The following is a 20,154-nucleotide window of genomic DNA, read 5'->3' on the forward strand; positions in this document are numbered from 1 at the left end:
CGTATACGCCCCTATCTGCCAAAATGACTAGTACTTTACATTTTAAAAGCGAGCGTTTTTATATTCAAACATTTTTTATAAATAAGTTGAAATTTTTGGTGAGTATTTCACCTTTTTGTTGTAATTTGTCGAGATGGTGAGTATAATTTCAAATCGGCATTTTCATGTATGGATGCACCATTTTTAGTTTTCGTGTAAACTTAGGGAATAAAAACTTTTTTATAAGGCAGGTACGCAAATGAAAACAGCTATTGTTACTGATAGTACAGCATATATACCGAAGCATATTCGTGATGAACTCAATATATATATGATTCCATTAAACGTTGTGTTTGGAACGGAATCTTATCAAGAAGAGGCTGAAATTTCAGCAGATGATTTTTATGTAAAAGTACGTGAGCAAGAAGAACTTCCGAAAACTTCTCAGCCAGCAATTGGAAAGTTTGTTGAGCTATATGAAGAATTATCTAAGGATTATGATGCAGTTATTAGTATTCATCTTTCAAGTGGAATTAGTGGTACATATCAAACAGCAACGGCAGCTGGACAGATGGTAGAGGGTATTGATGTATATACGTACGACTCTGAAATTAGTTGTGAAGTACAAGGATTCTATGTGCGTGAAGGGGCAAAATTAGCAAGCGAAGGAAAGGATCCGAAAGAGATCGTTGCCCGTTTTGATGAAATGAAGAAAACGATGGACGCTTATTTTGTAGTGGATGATTTACATCATTTACAACGTGGAGGACGATTAAATAGTGCGCAAGCCTTCATTGGTAGTTTGTTACAAGTGAAGCCCGTTTTATATTTTAGAGATAAAATCATTATTCCATTTGAAAAGATTCGTACACGTAAAAAAGCGTTAAAACGAATTGTTGAAATTTTTGATGAGCAAGCAAGTCAAGGTGTACCTATGGAAGCAGTTATCATTCATGCACAACGTGAAGAGGAAGCGAATGAATGGAAGGCAGAATTAGAAGCAAAATATCCTCATGTTACAATCCGCACAGGTTATTTCGGTGCTGTAATTGGTACGCATTTAGGTGAAGGTGCACTAGGTCTTGGATGGTATACGAAGTAATAAGATATAAAAAGCTCTCTTTTTGAAGAGGGTTTTTTTACGGATATTTTACGTGTAGTTGACAAGTTAATATTTGGAAATGGTAAAATGTACGTAAAATAAAATAATGAGGAAAGTTTTATAACTTACTTTTTACAAGAAACTATATTATAATGGAAGAGAGGTGAAACATATGGAGCATAATTCTTGTTTATGTCCAAAGTTTGAGTCAGCTTTTACTTTGCTTAGTAAAAAATGGACTGGCTTAATTATTAAATCTTTGCTTGAAGAGTCAAAACGTTTTAGAGAAATCGCAGATATTATACCGAATATGAGCGATCGTATGTTATCAGAGCGTTTAAAGGAATTGGAAAGCGAAGGCATTGTAGTTCGTAATGTTTATCCAGAAGTACCAGTTCGAATCGAGTACGGCTTAACTGAAAAAGGGAAAGCATTAGAAAGTGTTATGGATGAAGTCCAAAATTGGGCTGAGAAATGGATGAAATAACGTTTTGATTTCATTCGTATTAGTGTATTTAACAAAACGTAAGGGAAACCTTGCGTTTTTTCTTTGCTTATAAAAAGCTTTTAAAATTCTACACATATATACAAAAATATGCATATTTTGCGATAGAGTTACATATAATATTACATTTGTTTTACAATAGCGTAACATTAGCAAAAAAAATCCCGAATTATGGTATAAATTTTATAGGTTATATACGGAAAAAAGACAAAAGAAAGCGGTGTAAAAAATAAAATGAAAAAGCTAAAAATGGCATCTTGCGCATTAGTTGCAGGGTTAATGTTTTCAGGACTAACACCAAATGTATTTGCAGAAGATAAAATTTCTGACGTGAAATCACAAATTAATACACAAAATGACACTTTACATAAACAACAACAAGAACGTGATGTATTACAAAAGCAAATGAATGACTTAAACAAAACAATTCAAGGTTTGGATAAATCTGTTCAAGAGAATGCTTCAAAACTTGATGAAACAACGAAAAAAGTTGCGGATACTGAGCGATTAATCGAAAATAAAAATAAAGATATTGCAGAACTACAAACGAAAATTGCAAAACGTGAAGAGTTATTAAGAAAACGTTTAGTTGCACTTCAAGAACAACCAAACACAAATGTTGTAACAGAAGTTCTTGTAAACTCTAAAAATGTTGCAGATTTAGTTGATCGTTTAAATTCTGTTTCTAAAATTCTTGCGTCTGATGAAGATATCATGAAAACACAACAAGAAGATCAAGCGAACGTGAAAAAAGATGTTGAAACGGTAAAAACAAAGCAAAAAGAATTAAAAGAAGCACAAGCTCAAATTGAAACTGCTAAGAAAGAACTTGACGCTGAAAAAGCGAAAAAATCAACAGCAGTAAATGATTTAAGCGGTAAAATGGATACAGTTGTAACTTCAATGACAAGTACGGAGAGTCAATTGAAAGATCTTGAAAAACAAGCACTGCAATTACAACGTATTGCTGAACAAGAAGCACAAGAAAAAGCTGCACAAGAAGCGGCTGCTCAAAAACAAGCAGAACAAGCTGCTAAAGCTGCGCAAGCGCCTACAGCACAAGCACCTGCAGCACAAACTGCACCAGCAAACAATGGTGGACAAGCTCAAAAAGAGGAACCTAAAAAAGAAGAGCCTAAAAAAGAAGCACCTAAGCAAGAAAAGAAACAAGCAGAGCCAGCACCAGCTTCAAATGCGGGTGGCGTAATTGGTAAAGCACAAGGTTACTTAGGCTTACCATATGTTTGGGGAAGTGCATCTCCATCAAACGGTGGTTTTGACTGTAGTGGATTCATTTCTTACATCTTCGGCGTAGGTCGTCAAGACGTTGCAGGTTACTGGAACTCAGTTTCTAAAGTAAGTAGCCCACAACCTGGAGATTTAGTATTCTTCCAAGGTACTTATAAACCAGGTCCATCTCACATCGGTATTTACGTTGGTAATGGCCAAATGATTCATGCTGGTGATAAAGGGATTGCTTATGCTAGCTTAAGCAGTAGCTACAACCAAAAACATTTCTTAGGATACGGTAGATTCTAGGATTTATAAACGAATAAAACATGTGTATAAAGTCGATAGCTTACTATTTTATAAGTAGGTTATCGGCTTTTTTGAGTTTTTACGAGATTATGAAAAAGGTTTATAGTAGTGCTGGAGGTGGTTGCTGATGTTAGCAGGGAAACAGTTACTATTAGAGGAACTCTCTTCAGATTTACGGGATACATTACATGATTTGAAAAAGAAGAGGAAGGTCGTATATGTACAAGGCGTAATAAAGAAGGCTTCTAAATATATATGTCAGCGCTGCGGAAATATAGAGCAGCGGCTATTTGCGTCATTTTCATGTAAAAGGTGCAGTAAAGTATGTACGTATTGCCGAAAGTGTATAACGATGGGGAGAGTTAGTGAATGTGCTGTACTTGTTCGTGGGATCGCTGAAAGAAAAGGAGAAAAAGGTTTAAATTCTTTACAGTGGAACGGGACTTTGTCTACCGGTCAGGAGTTGGCGGCGCAAGGTGTTATAGAAGCTATTAAGCAGAAAGAATCGTTTTTTATTTGGGCTGTGTGCGGGGCTGGAAAAACTGAAATGCTGTTTTACGGTATTGCAGAGGCACTTCAAAAAGGAGAAAGAATTTGTATCGCAACGCCAAGAACAGACGTTGTACTAGAATTAGCGCCGAGATTACAAAAAGTGTTTCCAAATGTAAATGTAGCGTCCTTATACGGAGGAAGTGAAGATAGGGACAAAGATGCAGCGTTAGTCGTTGCAACGACTCATCAACTGTTACGTTACTATAGAGCGTTTCATGTCATGGTTGTAGATGAGATAGATGCCTTCCCGTATTATGCGGATCAAATGTTACAGTATGCAGTGCAACAAGCGATGAAAGAGAAAGCGGCGCGTATTTATTTAACGGCAACTCCCGATGAAAAGTGGAAACATAATTTCAGAAGTGGTAAACAAAAAGGTATCATTGTCCCTGGACGATACCATCGTCATCCGTTACCAGTTCCTCTATTTTGCTGGTGCGGAAATTGGAAGAAAAGCCTCCATCATAAAAGAATTCCTCGAGTGTTACTACAATGGTTAGAAATGTACGTAAACAAAAAACATCCTATTTTTTTATTTGTTCCTCATGTGCGATATATAGAAGAATTGAGCCTGATATTGAAAACGTTGGATCCTAGAATCGATGGTGTACATGCAGAAGATCCGATGAGAAAAGAAAAAGTAGCAGCTTTCAGAAAGGGAGAAATTCCTTTATTAGTTACAACGACAATTTTAGAGAGAGGAGTAACTGTGAAGAATTTACAAGTTGCGGTGTTAGGGGCGGAAGAAGAAATCTTTTCAGAAAGTGCGCTCGTACAAATTGCAGGCCGAGCAGGTCGTAGTTTTGAAGAACCTTATGGTGAGGTCGTTTATTTTCATTGCGGTAAGACAGAGGCGATGGTACGCGCGAAAAGGCATATTCAAAGTATGAACAAAAAGGCGAAAGAACAAGGGTTAATCGATTAATGCATTGTCTACTTTGCGATGAGTATATGTTGGAAACAGTTAGTTGGTACACCTTCTTTGTAAAGTCTCACACAAAATATATATGTGACAGGTGTGAGCGGAAACTTTCCTATATTATAGGAGAGATTTGCATGGAGTGTGGGCGACCTTTAGAGGACTTGCCTTCCGAATATAAAGAAAATGATATTTGTATGGATTGCGTAAGGTGGATAAATGAGGAGAATTATCGTCCTTTTAAAAATCGTTCTTTGCACGTGTACGATGATGAGATGAAAGAAATATTAGCACAGTTTAAGTTTCGGGGGGATGCGGAGTTAGTTCATATTTTTTATCGATCCTTTCGGGAGCTGTTTCAAAAGCATTTTACGAGCATTTCAAGTGTTATTGCTGTTCCACTTAGTAGGGAACGGGAATATGAACGTGGTTTTAATCAGGCAGAGTTATTAGCAGCATGCTTACCTGTCAAAATTTCTTATCCCTCATTAAGAAGAAGGGAAACAGAAAAGCAAAGTAAGAAGACACGTAACGAAAGGCTTTCGGGAAGTAATCCTTTTTATTTTCAGGGAGAAGATATGTTTCATGATCAACATATCTTACTCGTTGATGATGTATATACGACAGGAATTACAGTTAGACAAATTGGAAGTCTTTTATACAATAGAGGAGCAAGGGAAGTTTCTAGTTTGACGCTCTGTAGAAGTTGATCTGTAACTGTCGAAAGGGATAATAAAAAGACGATAAGTCTTCTTTGACTTCGTAAGTTGTCATTCGTTATAGTCAAAGTATGGGGTGAATGCCCTGATTTTTAGAGCGAAGGGAATGGAATGAACATGCAAGGAAGAGTGAAATGGTTCAATGCAGAAAAGGGATTTGGGTTTATTGAGCGTGAAGATGGTGATGATGTGTTTGTTCATTTTTCTGCTATTCAACAAGATGGATATAAGTCATTAGAAGAAGGGCAACAAGTTGAGTTTGACATTGTAGATGGAGCACGTGGACCACAAGCAGCTAATGTTGTAAAACTGTAGGAATATTGTTTTTGGGAAGAGAAAGCTGCGTTTGTGGCAACGTTATATATATGGTAGAACCTCTTGTTTTTTGCAAGGGGTTTTTGTTATGAATCAAGTTGTCAAAAAGTTGTTTCTTTTCTGTAACGAATTGTCCACAGTTATATTCGTTATTCACGATGTTAATAGGATAAAATAAAGATAGAAACGATGCATCTTTTCATTTCAACAAAAAACGATAAAAAAATCGCAATTCCACTAATTTTTTTAAAAAAGTTAGAAGGAGTTTTTAAGCCAGTGTCGAAATTATAGTACATAGGCTTGAAAGGAGGAATTCATCTATGAAATTCAACATTCGTGGTGAAAATATTGAAGTAACTCCAGCATTAAAGGAATATGTAGAGAAAAAACTAAGTAAGTTAGAGCGTTATTTTGATACATTCCCAGAGATTAAAGTTAATTTAAAAGTATACTCTGACAAGCAACGTGTCGAGGTAACAATTCCATTTACTGATTTATTACTTCGTGCAGAAGAAACTAATAGCGATATGTACGCTGCTATCGATTTAGTAGTTGATAAACTTGAGCGACAAATTCGTAAACATAAAACAAAGGTAAATCGTAAGTTACGTGAGAAAGGTTCTGTGAAAACGAACTTTATCCTTCCAGAAGCAGTAGCTGTTCTGGATGCGGTAGAAGAGGATGAATTAGAACTTGTACGTACAAAACGATTTGATTTAAAACCGATGGACGTTGAAGAAGCGATCCTACAAATGGATATGCTAGGACATAATTTCTTCGTCTTCACAAACGCTGATACAAATGAAACTAATGTTGTATACGGCCGTAAAGATGGGAAATATGGTTTAATCGAAACTAAATAATAATTCAAAAGCGCAGCCGAAATGGCTGCGCTTTTTTTATGTTTTAGCTTTTTCTTTTCGAGAGGTGAAAAAATTTATAAGTAGCCAATTTCATTAAGAATTGATTTTTGGACAGTGTTTCGTCAAAACAGTACGGGGAAATTAAAAACTTGGAAAGGTGAGTTACTCTTTATTATTTGGAACAGGCGTAGGTAAGCAGTTAACTTTACAAGTGATTCTTTGCTAGGGATATATTATTGTTTTTTAAAATTTAACGAAATGTTCGTAAGTGTAAAAATAATATTAAATATTCTAAAATCCATTGAAGGTATATCAAGTTGTTGTTACTATAATATTGCATTATATAGATTTAGTTTATTCCTTCAGTGAAAAAATAAAATCAATATAATGCTATAAATTATCGGAGGTGTTTTTATTGAGTATAAAGAAAAAAAGTCGTTTTATGTTTGGGGCTATTTTATCTTTAGGTATTTTAGCTAGTACTTTTGCTTTAACCGAACCTGCTAAGGCTGATACAAGAGATGATCATGTAGAATTTACCTTTAGACTTTGGAGTGCATATGATTTTACTAATGCACGTCCTAAAGGGACACCTACTTCTATGTATATGCGTGTGAAGAGTAGTGAGAAGGGCGGTGGTTCTTTTAACGTTTGGACAGAAGCAGATAAAAATAAAAATAAAGGTGATAGAGATTGGGTAAATGTTTCAGGTGAGTCAGGTAAGCATGAAGGAACGGTGCAACCAGGTAAAACGTATCTTTTCCAAAATTACGCATATGAAAGATATGGAAAAAATGTACCTGTGAGATTTGGTGGTTATTCTAGAGAAAATAATGCTTATCCTACTGCTTGGAGTCCTGATAGTGTAAGACCTGGTGGACCTTACACTGAATATTGATTTAGAAATTATAAATTGAAATTATTTATTTTGTAGTGCTAGAAAAAGTCGTATAGTTCCGAATCTGGATTATACGACTTTTTCTGCTATGTAATTTTAAAAATAGGAGGAGCTGTAATGAAGGTTATTTCCAAGTATGTTTTAGTTTTTTTTTTATTGAGTATTTGTTTCTTAGCTTCTTGTCAAAAGGAAATGGATGAACCTATTGTAAATATTGAAGATACTTTAACGGAAAAAGATAATTTAAAAAGTATTCAGTTACAAGAAATTAAGAAAAATACTATTTTTGAACAAGTATTTTTTGAGAATGAAAATGGTGAGGATTTCTTTCAAGGTCAAACAGATAGAAATGATATTGGAATAGAAGATAAGCTTTTAGATGAAAATTTAAAGTTGGGAGTTATACCGGAAAATTATTATGTTTTTTTAACGGGTGTGACGAATAAGAAAAAACCAACGTATCTTTTGGGGCGGATTGAACAAACTGATGGAAAAGTAATTCAGTGGAAACAAGAAGTTAAGAGTGTAAAAAGAAAAGGTACAGATAATGTTTATCAGTATGAAGTTGAATTTCCTAAGTTTGAGGGGGAGAAAGCACATGTTTCTTTTCGTTACATTTGGATAAATAAAGAAAATAAATGTTATGGTGTTGCAGATCAATTCTTCATATTAAAAAAGATTTAAATTTCAATAATGGTTTATGGAGGAGTTGTAGATGAGTTACTTTTTAGGACGGATTTTAAAAGATAGGATATTTTGGGTATCTTTATTTATTATGTTAGTAATTGTCATTGCTCAATATATTGCTATGTTTGTAACAACGAAAGGATTTAACGATGCTGGGATTATAAAGGTATCTCCATATTTATCTAACATTTTACATTTTAATAGATTACCATTTTATAGTGAATTTTATCTATTAATATTTCCTATGATTTCTGCAATGGCTGTAGCAGGAATTTATAGAATTGATAAAAATTATGGGTTTATTTATCCTGTTATTTCTAAGATGGGAACATGTCATTATTTTAGGTTACTTTATTTTATTAATTTTATTGTATCTTTTTTTATTATAAGTGTCCCTTTACTATTTCATTTTTATTTATATGCGATGACTTATCCAACAGTTGCTCCGCATCCGATATTAAATTATATGGCTGCTACTGTTTCACCAACAGCTCAATTTAATACGGTTTATTATGAGTATCCTACTTTATATTTTCTTATGTATGTATTTTTAAATGGTTTATACGGTGCGGTTTTTTCAAGTTTGGCTTTATCAGTTTCGTTTTTTATAAGACGAGTTTATTTTATTTATTTAGTTCCATTTATTTTACATATTTTTTGGCTTGGTATTGGAAAGGGGATTCTCAATCCTAAAGATTATTTAATTAAAGACTCCGGTTTTTTTGAATTACAAATTTTTCTTAGTGTGTTGTTATGTATTTGGTTTTGTTCTGTAGTTCTTTATTTACGGGGGAGTAGGAAGCATGTTCTTTTATAATGTAATGAAAGAAACTATAGGGATGAAATATGTTTGGTTAAGTGTTCTCTTCTTACTTAACGTCAGTATCATTGGTTGTTTGTTCAATTATTTTGAACATGGAATTGTAAAAGAGAAAATGAACGAATTGGAAGCTTTGTATAAGGTTATGTCGTTTTATAATTTATCGACTATATTTATTCCTTTAACTATCGTTTTTTCTGTATATTCTATGTCGAATTTTTTTAGTATTTATGTAGTTTACCGAGTGAATAATGCATTGAAATTAGTTTCAATATATTATTTGAAACTATTCGTTTTTGTTTGCTTTTTTGCTGGGAGTATGATTTTACAGTTATTTTTGATGGCAAATATGATGGTTGTAAATAGTATTTATGTGAATTATGCATTGTTATTTTGCATTCAATTATTTGCGACTATTTTTATATGTATGATAAGTGCTTTATTGCAATTATTTTTACCTAGTTTACTTATAATAATATGTATGATCACTGCAGTTTTACTAGATAGATTTATATTACATGGATTTTTATTTACAAATGTTTTTTATATAAATGTGTTTGAAGATGCCACTGGTTTACTTATACGCTTATTTGGATGTTTTTTTATCTTTTTTATAAGTGTATGGATTTTAGCTAAAAAAAGTTATATTTCTATGAATGATGAGACAGAGGTGATCTAGTTTACATTATGATTTTATATTATTTGTTAAAAAGAGATTTACATGTAAGGTTTAGAGATTCCATCAAGATAATGGTTTTTTTATTCTTAATTTACGCTATGATTGTAGTTACTTTTTTATACAATCAGCCTCTTAGTAATGGTAAAGAACCCTCATTGTTAGATGTTACCTTTTATCGATTTTTTCATGGAGTAGACTTTGTAGATTTATCTTATTTTTATAAGGAGGGGCGATTTTCTATCCCTTTTTATTGGATATTCTTTCAAATTGTTCCTTTGTTGCTAGTAGGGAAGTTTGCTTTTTCAGATATTCAACAGAATGGTGTTTATTTGTTTCCTCGTGTTAAGAAGAAGCATTTTCTTTGGTTAACGAAAATACTATCTTTGTTTTTTTACATAATTACTATTTGGATTGTTATGTATTTGATTTGGTTTACTGTTTATTATTTGCTTACTTTTGGCGAGCATTATTTTTCAAATGTATATAGTCAATTTTCTTATAAGATAGTAGGTACTATGCTAATTCAAATAATTCTAAGCTTTTTATTAGCTTTAATTTTTGAGTTTTTAACGCTTTATATACCAATAACTATTGTTTTTATACTGATGTTGATGTACCTATTTTTTTCTATTTTCTTTCATAGTATTTATTTTTTAGGTTCTTTTGTTATGCCAAATCGTTGGTATTTTGTTGATCACAGTTCAATTCAATTGACTTTAGGTAATAATCAATCTATTCAATGGAATGATTTACTTTTAATAGGAGTAGTAATTGTTGTTGTAATGATTTTATTAGGTAGTTTTTGTTTTAAAAAACTAGATGTGATAGGTGAATAATTTATGGAAAATTATATTAAATGTGAATGTATGACGAAAAGATTAAAAGGAAATATTGTGTTAGATAATATTAGTTTGTCAGTAAAAAAAGGCGAATTTTTAGTTTTGAAGGGGCATAATGGCTCTGGTAAAACGATGATTTTACGCGCTATATCAGGGTTAATGCGTTTGAATTCTGGAGTTGTTTATGTAGATAATGAAATGATTGGAAAACAAAAGCAATTTCCTGATTCTATGGGAATATTGATTGAATATCCAAGTTTTATTACAGGGTATACTGGTTTTCAGAACTTGAAATTTTTATCATCGATTAACAATAAAATTTCTGATGAGGAAATTTATAATATTATTCAAAGGGTTGGACTTGATAAAACAGATAAGAGAAAGTATAAAAGATACTCTTTAGGTATGAAACAACGTTTAGGGATAGCGCAAGCTTTAATGGAACAACCAAAATTATTGCTATTAGACGAGCCAACTAATGCTTTAGATATTGATGGGATAAAAGATGTTTTAGATATTTTGAAAGTAGAAAAATCTAAGGGAACGACTATTATAGTAGCTAGTCATGATGTGCATGTTCTAGATAATGAAATAGTAGATCGTATTGTACATGTTAATAATGGAAAGTTGGTAGATTAAGAGTGACAAAAAAACATATCTTAATAATTATTGGGTTGTGTGTGTTGCTATGTATATTTGCTAGTTTATTTAGATTTAAAACATTAAATCTAAATAATGAATCTTATAAAGTGGTAAAAGATGAATTTTTACCTAATAGAACTTTTGAAGATAGACAAGGAGTTACGTTTCATGCACTTGATCCTCTTGATCCTACAAAAGTTTATGATCCTTATGAAGACCGTGAAGTAATGACGTATGTGTTACCTTTAGATATTACAAATACAACGAATCGGGATATTAATTTGCTTAGTAATAAGTCTATTTCCAGTACAATGTTTTATTCTAAAATAGGCGAGTTTTATAATTTGATTCCTTATTCAATGGAATTACCTGAAAAATATCAGTTTGAACCTGTAATACCTGCTGGTAAAACAGTAAGAGGATATATAGGGACAAATTATTTTATAGGAGATGACCTTTATAAAAATTATAAAAACTTTTCAAATGAATCAACTAAAGTGAAATTCATTTCTTTTATGAAGGATAAGAAAGGGAAATATCATGAATTGGAAATACCGATAAATTAATGCATGATTGATACAGATATATTTTAAGTGTGCTTTAGGGGTGCCGTGGTTGAGTATATCTTGCAACATAATATTATCTTTTAAAGTCGGAGGTTTTGCGCAGGTGTAAGTATCTATGGATGCTGCACCGACGAAATCTTCGGCTTTTTGTAATTATCGATTTAGATTTTATTAAGGAGTATATTCAAGTCATTTTTTTTGAAAGGAAAATGACTTGGATTTAATACGAAATTTGTAACGTGAACTTGAAATAATGAGACAGAGAAAAGAAACGTAACAAATGAAATAAAAACTTTTTCTGAATATAAGGCCTGACATTCGGCCGATTGTTGTCATAGTTATAAGACAAGTGTTACAATTATCATTAGGTATATACATTTTAGTTTTTTTAATTAGGAGAAAAATTGGCATAACATACATTTGATTTTTATAACGACTGATTGTAATAGAAAAAGAAAAAACAATCGGAAGTTTTATTTTAATAAAAAAGAGGAGCGTATTTCCTATGATCGGTATTTTAAAAAAGGTATTTGATGTAAATCAACGCCAAATTAAACGTATGCAGAAGACAGTTGAGCAAATTGATGCATTAGAATCATCTATTAAGCCATTAACAGATGAGCAATTAAAAGGAAAGACGCTTGAATTTAAAGAACGTTTAACAAAAGGTGAGACAGTAGATGATCTACTTCCTGAAGCTTTTGCAGTTGTTCGCGAAGCTGCGACTCGTGTTCTTGGAATGCGTCCGTATGGCGTGCAGTTAATGGGTGGTATTGCCTTACATGAAGGAAATATCTCTGAGATGAAAACGGGTGAAGGTAAAACGTTAACATCTACATTACCTGTATATTTAAATGCTTTAACAGGAAAAGGTGTTCACGTTGTTACAGTCAATGAATACTTAGCACAACGTGATGCGAGCGAAATGGGACAACTTCATGAGTTCCTAGGCTTAACGGTAGGAATTAACTTAAACAGCATGTCACGCGAAGAGAAACAAGAGGCTTATGCTGCTGATATTACGTATAGCACAAATAATGAGCTTGGATTCGATTACTTACGTGACAACATGGTTTTATATAGAGAACAGTGCGTTCAGCGTCCACTTCATTTTGCTATTATCGATGAAGTCGATTCTATTTTAGTCGATGAAGCACGTACGCCGCTTATTATTTCGGGACAAGCTCAAAAATCAACAGAGTTATACATGTTTGCAAATGCATTCGTTCGTACATTAGAAAATGAAAAAGAGTATTCATTTGATGTGAAAACGAAAAATGTAATGTTAACTGAAGATGGTATTACGAAAGCAGAGAAAGCTTTCCATATTGAAAACTTATTCGATTTAAAACATGTCGCACTTCTTCACCATATTAATCAGGCACTTCGTGCACACGTTGTTATGCACCTTGATACAGATTATGTTGTACAAGAAGGCGAAATCGTAATTGTAGACCAATTCACTGGTCGTCTTATGAAAGGTCGTCGTTATAGCGAAGGTTTGCACCAAGCTATTGAAGCAAAAGAAGGCGTAGAAATTCAAAATGAAAGTATGACACTCGCAACAATTACGTTCCAGAACTATTTCCGTATGTATGAAAAGTTATCTGGTATGACTGGTACAGCGAAAACGGAAGAAGAAGAATTCCGTAGTATTTACAATATGAATGTTATCGTAATTCCAACGAACAAAGATATTATTCGTGATGACCGTGCTGATTTAATCTTCAAATCAATGGAAGGCAAATTCAATGCAGTTGTTGAGGATATTGTAAATCGTCATAAACAAGGGCAACCTATTCTTGTTGGTACAGTTGCAATTGAAACGTCAGAGCTTATTTCAAAAATGTTAACACGTAAAGGTGTACGCCATAACATTTTAAACGCGAAAAACCATGCGCGAGAAGCAGATATCATTGCAGAAGCTGGTATGAAAGGTGCTGTAACGATTGCGACGAATATGGCTGGTCGTGGTACGGATATTAAGCTTGGAGACGATATTAAAAACGTTGGTCTAGCAGTTATCGGTACAGAGCGTCACGAAAGCCGTCGTATTGATAATCAGTTACGTGGTCGTGCTGGTCGTCAAGGGGACCCTGGTGTAACGCAGTTCTACTTGTCTATGGAAGATGAACTAATGCGCCGCTTCGGTTCTGACAATATGAAAGCGATGATGGATCGTCTTGGTATGGATGATTCACAGCCGATTGAAAGTAAAATGGTTTCTCGTGCGGTAGAATCTGCACAAAAACGTGTAGAAGGAAATAACTATGATGCACGTAAGCAGTTACTGCAGTACGATGATGTACTTCGTCAGCAACGTGAAGTTATTTACAAACAGCGTCAAGAAGTAATGGATTCTGAGAACTTACGCAGTATTATTGAAGGTATGATGAAATCTACAGTAGAACGTGCTGTTGCGCTTCATACACAAGAGGAAATTGAAGAAGATTGGAACATTAAAGGTCTTGTTGACTACTTAAATACAAACCTTCTGCAAGAAGGCGATATAAAAGAAGAAGAGTTACGTCGTCTTGCTCCAGAGGAAATGAGCGAGCCAATTATCGCGAAACTAATAGAGCGTTACAACGACAAAGAAAAGCTTCTGCCAGAAGAGCAAATGCGTGAGTTTGAAAAAGTTGTTGTATTCCGTGTAGTAGATACGAAATGGACAGAGCATATTGATGCGATGGATCACCTTCGTGAAGGTATTCATTTACGTGCTTACGGTCAAATTGATCCACTTCGTGAGTATCAAATGGAAGGATTCGCAATGTTCGAGTCAATGATTGCTTCTATTGAAGAGGAAATCTCTCGTTACATTATGAAAGCTGAAATTGAACAAAACTTAGAGCGTCAAGAAGTTGTTCAAGGTGAAGCTGTTCATCCATCTAGCGATGGCGAAGAAGCGAAGAAAAAACCAGTTGTAAAAGGAGACCAAGTAGGCCGCAACGATTTATGTAAATGTGGTAGCGGTAAAAAATATAAAAACTGCTGTGGTATCGGGAAGTAATACAGGGCGGTAGCCCAGATTACTTTGCAAAATTTTACATCAAAAATGTATAATTAAGAAAGATTAAACTCTCTCCGTCATAAGTGGAGAGAGTTTCCCTTGTTTTCATAAGAAAGTAACAGCAATTACATAGAGGTGAAGGAAATGGAATTAGTAGAAATTAGACAAGAATTAGAGAAAATGGCTAAGAGATTAGCGGCTTTTAGGGGGTCTCTTTGACCTTCCTACTAAGGAGAAACAAATTGCAGAGTTAGAAGAGACAATGATGGGTGCAGGATTTTGGGATGACCAACAAGGCGCACAAGCTGTAATTAACGAAGCTAATGCACTGAAAGAGATGGTTGGAAAGTTCCGTCAGTTAGATGAGACATTCGAAAATTTAGAAATCACGCATGAGCTTTTAAAAGAAGAGTATGATGAAGATTTACATGAGGAACTTGAATCTGAAGTGAAAGGCTTAATTCAAGAAATGAATGAGTATGAGCTTCAGTTACTACTAAGCGATCCTTATGATAAAAATAACGCTATTTTAGAATTACACCCAGGTGCTGGTGGAACAGAGTCACAAGACTGGGGTTCTATGTTATTACGTATGTACACACGTTGGGCTGAAAAACGTGGGTTTAAAGTAGAAACGGTTGACTACTTACCAGGTGATGAAGCTGGTATTAAGAGTGTTACTTTATTAATTAAAGGTCATAACGCTTACGGTTATTTAAAGGCAGAGAAAGGTGTACATCGTCTTGTACGTATTTCGCCATTCGATTCTTCAGGCCGTCGTCATACATCGTTCGTATCTTGTGAAGTTGTACCTGAGTTCAATGATGAAGTTGAAATCGAAATACGTTCAGAAGACTTAAAAGTTGATACGTACCGTGCAAGTGGTGCAGGTGGACAGCATATTAATACGACAGACTCAGCAGTTCGTATTACACATACACCAACAAACACAGTTGTAACATGTCAGTCAGAGCGTTCACAAATTAAAAACCGTGAGCACGCGATGAAAATGTTAAAAGCGAAATTGTATCAAAAGAAACTAGAAGAGCAACAAGCGGAGTTAGATGAAATTCGCGGTGAACAAAAAGAAATCGGATGGGGTAGCCAAATTCGTTCTTACGTATTCCACCCGTATTCTCTTGTGAAAGACCACCGTACAAATACAGAGGTTGGTAACGTACAAGCGGTTATGGATGGAGAAATTGATCCATTTATTGATGCTTACTTACGTTCTCGCATCTAATAAGCGAAAAAAAGCCAACAAAGTTGTTGGCGTATGCTGAGGATAGTCGAGGAGATAAAGAATTTGATTTTATTTCTATAGATGAAGTAGAGAGGAAGAGAAGTTGGAAACGACAACTTCTCTTTTTGATGGGATTATATGTAGCATACAATGTTGTATATTGTATTGTAAAAAGTAGAGAATAGTAAAACAGAGCGGCAATAGAGTAAGACTTTAACAGAACTTTTCTGATTTTCTGTTCAACAAGAATTCTTTATAGAAGTTTTTACGTTGTTCACAGAATTGAAACAACTTATGAAAGCTTTATATTATCAGGGTTCTTACTGTGTTTTTGAAAAATATGAAATATACCTTAGTTTTTCTATATAAAGATAATGCTTATAATGAAAATGAGTGTGTTAGGAATGAAAAGAATATCAACAATGGGGAGCGATAGAAGTGAAAAAGAAATTGTTGGCTATTGCGTTAGGAACATCAGTCGTTTTTGCTTTAGGAGCATGTGGAAATAAAGAAGAGAGTAAGCCTTCGAAACAATCTGCAAGCACAGATAGCGCAGAGCAAATTTACCAAAAAAGTTGTATAGGCTGTCACGCGAAAGATTTATCGGGAGCAACTGGACCGGATTTACGAAAAGTGGGGCAGAAATATGATGCAGCAGAGATTGAAAAGATTATTGAAAAAGGTCGCGGTTCTATGTCACCAGGAATCATTCAAGGTGAAGATGCGAAAAAAGTAGCTGAGTGGTTAGCTGAACATAAATAAAAAAGGATAAAATGGACGAGTTGGTTATATAATCTTATCCCAAAATGATTTTGGGTAAGAACTATGACGACTCGTTTCCTTTTTCTGGAGTGTAACATAACTGTAACAAAAATGTATCCGAACTGGAAACCGTTTGATGTTACAATGGGGTTTGTAGAATTTTGCTGAAATATATTACATAGAGTAGCGCTGCTAATAAAAAGCATGAATGGAAGCTACCTTCAACAAGAGTGGTTAAGTGAGAATAAAGTTTTTATTTTCAGATGTACAGAAAAGTATTTCGAAAAAAATCATTAAGTATTGGGTGATAAATAATGATAAAAATGACGAATGTTTATAAGGAGTACCCGAATGGTATGAAAGCCATTGCTGGTCTCACAGTTAACATTAAACAAGGTGAGTTTGTATACGTAGTTGGACCGAGTGGAGCCGGGAAATCTACATTTATTAAAATGATGTATCGTGAAGAGAAGCCATCTACAGGATCAATTAATGTAAATGGACTTGTTATTGAAACATTAGCAGAAAGAGATGTTCCATATTTCCGTCGTCAATTAGGCGTAATTTTCCAAGATTTTAAATTACTACCTAAGTTAACGGTATATGAGAATGTTGCGTTTGCCTTAGAAGTAATTGAAGAAGAAAAAGAAGCCATTCGTGAGCGTGTAACAGAAGTTTTAGGTCTTGTAGGTCTTGAGGATCGTGCAGACGCACTACCAAGTGAACTTTCGGGCGGAGAGCAGCAACGTGTTGCGATTGCGAGAGCAATTGTTAATAGACCAAAGGTTGTAATTGCCGATGAGCCAACAGGTAACTTAGATATTGAAACAGCTCTTGATATTATGAAGATTTTTACGCGTATTAACGAGCGTGGTACAACGATTGTTATGGCGACACATAACTCAGATATCGTAAATACAATTCGTCATCGTGTAATCGCGATTGAAGGCGGAAAAATTGTTCGAGATGAGATTGAGGGAGGATACGGATATGAAGGCTAAGACCCTTAGTCGACATTTGCGAGAAGGTGTAAAGAATCTATCACGTAACGGATGGATGACGTTTGCTTCTGTTAGTGCAGTAACAGTTACATTATTACTTGTAGGTGTCTTTTTAACAGCGATTATGAATATGAACCATTTTGCGACGAAAGTAGAGCAAGATGTAGAGATTCGTGTACACATTGATCCAGCAGCAAAAGAAGCTGATCAAAAGAAATTAGAAGATGATATGAGTAAGGTTGCAAAAGTAGACTCTATTAAATATTCATCTAAAGAAGAAGAGCTAAAACGCTTAATTAAAAGCTTAGGTGATAGCGGAAAAACGTTTGAGTTATTTGAACAAGATAACCCACTTAAAAACGTATTCATTGTAAAAGCAAAAGAACCAACAGATACAGCGACAATCGCGAAAAAGATTGAGAAAATGCAGTTTGTAAGTAATGTTCAATATGGTAAAGGCCAAGTTGAAAAATTATTTGATACTGTAAAAACAGGACGTAATATCGGGATTGCGTTAATTGCAGGTCTTTTATTCACAGCGATGTTCTTAATCTCTAATACAATTAAAATTACAATTTATGCTCGTAGTACAGAAATCGAAATTATGAAACTAGTAGGTGCAACAAACTGGTTTATTCGTTGGCCGTTCTTATTAGAGGGATTATTCCTAGGAGTATTAGGATCAATTATTCCAATTGGCCTAATTCTAGTTACGTATAATTCACTACAAAGTGTGTTTAACGAAAAACTTGGCGGAACAATTTTCGAACTTCTACCATACAGTCCTTTCGTATTCCAATTAGCTGGTTTACTAGTGTTAATCGGGGCTTTAATCGGTATGTGGGGAAGTGTAATGTCAATTCGTCGCTTCTTAAAAGTATAAAAAGTTGCAAACATAATTCGTACAAGCTTATCATATAGTAGAAATAGGTAAAGGCATCACACACTGTGTGATGCCTTTTGCTACACCACCTGTGTGTTTTGGAAAGGGGAATTCCGCATTGAAACGTAGAGTTGCAATTATTGGAATGGTTGTTGCATTTTTAATTGGTGCTGGCGGAATGTTTGCAGGTATGTCTTTATTTGGGGTTAACCCAGCAGAAGTAACGCAAACAATTTCGAGTGGAAACGTTAGCACCGCGCAAGGGAATTTGGCAAAAATTAATGAGGCGTATGCACTAATTGATTCACGTTATGTGGAAGACGTGAAGGATGACAAGTTAGTCGAAGGTGCAATACAAGGCATGTTGTCTACGCTGAAGGACCCTTATTCCACGTATATGGATAAAGAAACGGCTAAACAGTTTAGTGAATCACTTGATCCTGAGCTAGAGGGGATCGGGGCTGAGGTGAACAAAACGGACGGTAAGCTTATTATCGTATCTCCAATTAAAGGCTCACCGGCAGAAAAGATTGGAATTAAACCGAATGACCAAATTTTATCTGTAGATGGAAATAGTGTGAAAGATTTATCACGTGAAGAAGCAGTATTAAAGATTCGTGGTAAAAAAGGAACGACTGTCGCGATTGAAATTAAGCGTGCAGGAGTAGCTGATCCGATTGTATTTAAAATTAAGCGTGAAAAAATTCCAATCTTCACAGTGTTTAGTTCTGTGAAACAAGAGAGTGGAAAAGATATCGGTTATATGCAAATCACTTCTTTTGCTGAAAATACGGCGAAAGAATTTAAGGATCAGTTAAAAGAGTTAGAGAAGAAAAATATAAAAGGCTTAGTTATTGACGTGCGTGGTAATCCTGGTGGCTACTTAAATAGTGTAGAAGAGATACTAGGGGAAATTATGACGGATAAAAAGCCGATGCTACAAGTAGAGCAACGAAATGGTGAGAAAAAGAAATTCTCTACGGAACTGAAAGAGAAAAAGCCATATCCAATTTCAGTATTAATTGATAACGGAAGTGCTTCTGCTTCAGAGATTTTAGCGGGTGCGCTAAAAGAGGGAGAAGGATACGATTTAATTGGTGAAAAAACGTTTGGTAAAGGTACTGTTCAGCAAGCCGTTCCGTTTAAAGATGGCAGCAACATTAAATTAACGATGTTTAAATGGTTAACACCGGATGGAAACTGGATTCATAAAAAAGGAATCGCGCCAACAGTAGAAGTGAAGCAACCGGATTATTATCATGCGACACCAATTCAAATTGAAAAAACACTTTCATACAATTCAAATGATGTGCAAGTAAAACACGCGCAAGAAATGCTTAAGAGTTTAGGATATGTACCGGGGCGTGAAGATGGATACTTTAGTAAAGAGACAGAATCAGCGCTGAAAGCATTCCAAAATGCGAATGAGATGGAAGCGACAGGGCAGCTGGATAAAAAGACAGCTGAGGCGATTCAAACTAAAATTATTGAAAAAATCCGTTCTGGAGAAAATGATCTACAATTACAGTCCGCATTAAAATTAATAGCGAAATAAAAAGAAATACAGGCAGTTTGCTGCCTGTATTTTTTTGTGTTAAACAAACGTTTGTCCAGTTATGATAATATAA

General features: G+C 34.5%; 19 protein-coding genes and 1 pseudogene. All 20 read left to right on the top strand.

Annotation, left to right across the window (positions count from 1 at the left end; genetic code table 11):
* Positions 1–238: 238 nt before the first annotated feature.
* Positions 239–1,081 carry a DegV family protein gene (locus AC3WTA_RS20680; RefSeq protein ID WP_000844761.1) on the top strand — a complete coding sequence of 281 codons (843 nt, stop codon included), beginning with the start codon at positions 239–241 and terminating at the stop codon, positions 1,079–1,081.
* 172 nt (positions 1,082–1,253) lie between these two features.
* Positions 1,254–1,568, top strand: coding sequence for a winged helix-turn-helix transcriptional regulator (locus AC3WTA_RS20685; RefSeq protein ID WP_000400858.1), 315 nt, complete (start codon positions 1,254–1,256; stop codon positions 1,566–1,568).
* Between the two features lie 146 nt (positions 1,569–1,714).
* A pseudogene (locus AC3WTA_RS20690) lies at positions 1,715–3,125 on the top strand (C40 family peptidase).
* Between the two features lie 127 nt (positions 3,126–3,252).
* Positions 3,253–4,602, top strand: coding sequence for an ATP-dependent helicase ComFA (comFA, locus tag AC3WTA_RS20695; protein WP_000879432.1), 1,350 nt, complete (start codon positions 3,253–3,255; stop codon positions 4,600–4,602).
* Positions 4,602–5,306, top strand: coding sequence for a ComFC family protein (locus AC3WTA_RS20700; protein WP_078183263.1), 705 nt, complete (start codon positions 4,602–4,604; stop codon positions 5,304–5,306). The genes comFA and AC3WTA_RS20700 overlap by 1 nt, the downstream gene beginning before the upstream one ends.
* A 126-nt stretch (positions 5,307–5,432) precedes the next feature.
* Positions 5,433–5,630, top strand: coding sequence for a cold shock protein CspC (gene cspC / locus AC3WTA_RS20705; protein ID WP_001990088.1), 198 nt, complete (start codon positions 5,433–5,435; stop codon positions 5,628–5,630).
* Between the two features lie 320 nt (positions 5,631–5,950).
* Positions 5,951–6,493: a ribosome hibernation-promoting factor, HPF/YfiA family gene (gene hpf, locus AC3WTA_RS20710; RefSeq protein WP_000671193.1), complete on the top strand. Its 543-nt coding sequence runs from the start codon at positions 5,951–5,953 to the stop codon at positions 6,491–6,493.
* A gap of 415 nt (positions 6,494–6,908) precedes the next feature.
* Positions 6,909–7,391 (top strand): DUF2712 domain-containing protein, encoded by a 483-nt coding sequence (locus tag AC3WTA_RS20715; protein ID WP_000023372.1) that lies wholly within the window; start codon positions 6,909–6,911, stop codon positions 7,389–7,391.
* Between the two features lie 117 nt (positions 7,392–7,508).
* On the top strand, positions 7,509–8,075 hold the full coding sequence (locus AC3WTA_RS20720; RefSeq protein ID WP_000864804.1) for a hypothetical protein: 567 nt from the start codon (positions 7,509–7,511) through the stop codon (positions 8,073–8,075).
* Between the two features lie 31 nt (positions 8,076–8,106).
* On the top strand, positions 8,107–8,895 hold the full coding sequence (locus AC3WTA_RS20725) for a hypothetical protein (RefSeq protein WP_492333005.1): 789 nt from the start codon (positions 8,107–8,109) through the stop codon (positions 8,893–8,895).
* Positions 8,882–9,577 (top strand): hypothetical protein, encoded by a 696-nt coding sequence (locus AC3WTA_RS20730; protein ID WP_000466498.1) that lies wholly within the window; start codon positions 8,882–8,884, stop codon positions 9,575–9,577. Before AC3WTA_RS20725 ends, AC3WTA_RS20730 begins: the two co-directional genes overlap by 14 nt.
* Before the next feature lie 71 nt (positions 9,578–9,648).
* On the top strand, positions 9,649–10,413 hold the full coding sequence (locus AC3WTA_RS20735) for a hypothetical protein (protein ID WP_002096202.1): 765 nt from the start codon (positions 9,649–9,651) through the stop codon (positions 10,411–10,413).
* Positions 10,414–10,416: 3 nt separating this feature from the next.
* Positions 10,417–11,055 carry an ATP-binding cassette domain-containing protein gene (locus AC3WTA_RS20740; RefSeq protein ID WP_000432939.1) on the top strand — a complete coding sequence of 213 codons (639 nt, stop codon included), beginning with the start codon at positions 10,417–10,419 and terminating at the stop codon, positions 11,053–11,055.
* 41 nt (positions 11,056–11,096) lie between these two features.
* A complete protein-coding gene (locus AC3WTA_RS20745; protein ID WP_033657705.1) occupies positions 11,097–11,624 on the top strand; it encodes a hypothetical protein in 528 nt (175 codons plus the stop codon).
* A 505-nt stretch (positions 11,625–12,129) separates the two neighbouring features.
* Positions 12,130–14,637, top strand: a complete 2,508-nt coding sequence (gene secA, locus AC3WTA_RS20750; protein ID WP_000579393.1) for a preprotein translocase subunit SecA — start codon at positions 12,130–12,132, stop codon at positions 14,635–14,637.
* 144 nt (positions 14,638–14,781) lie between these two features.
* A protein-coding gene (gene prfB, locus AC3WTA_RS20755) for a peptide chain release factor 2 (RefSeq protein ID WP_096001656.1) occupies positions 14,782–15,880 on the top strand; the annotation gives its coding sequence in 2 pieces (ribosomal slippage) (positions 14,782–14,853 and positions 14,855–15,880; 1,098 coding nt in all).
* Between the two features lie 438 nt (positions 15,881–16,318).
* Complete coding sequence (gene cccB, locus AC3WTA_RS20760) at positions 16,319–16,642, top strand: cytochrome c551 (RefSeq protein ID WP_000727965.1); 324 nt, start codon at positions 16,319–16,321, stop codon at positions 16,640–16,642.
* A 314-nt stretch (positions 16,643–16,956) separates the two neighbouring features.
* Positions 16,957–17,643, top strand: coding sequence for a cell division ATP-binding protein FtsE (gene ftsE, locus AC3WTA_RS20765; protein WP_000594325.1), 687 nt, complete (start codon positions 16,957–16,959; stop codon positions 17,641–17,643).
* Positions 17,633–18,526, top strand: coding sequence for a permease-like cell division protein FtsX (gene ftsX / locus AC3WTA_RS20770; RefSeq protein ID WP_000645023.1), 894 nt, complete (start codon positions 17,633–17,635; stop codon positions 18,524–18,526). Before ftsE ends, ftsX begins: the two co-directional genes overlap by 11 nt.
* A 118-nt stretch (positions 18,527–18,644) precedes the next feature.
* A complete protein-coding gene (locus AC3WTA_RS20775; RefSeq protein WP_000830303.1) occupies positions 18,645–20,081 on the top strand; it encodes a S41 family peptidase in 1,437 nt (478 codons plus the stop codon).
* Positions 20,082–20,154 lie beyond the last annotated feature (73 nt).

The organism is Bacillus sp. EB106-07-01-XG149 (assembly GCF_058791555.1).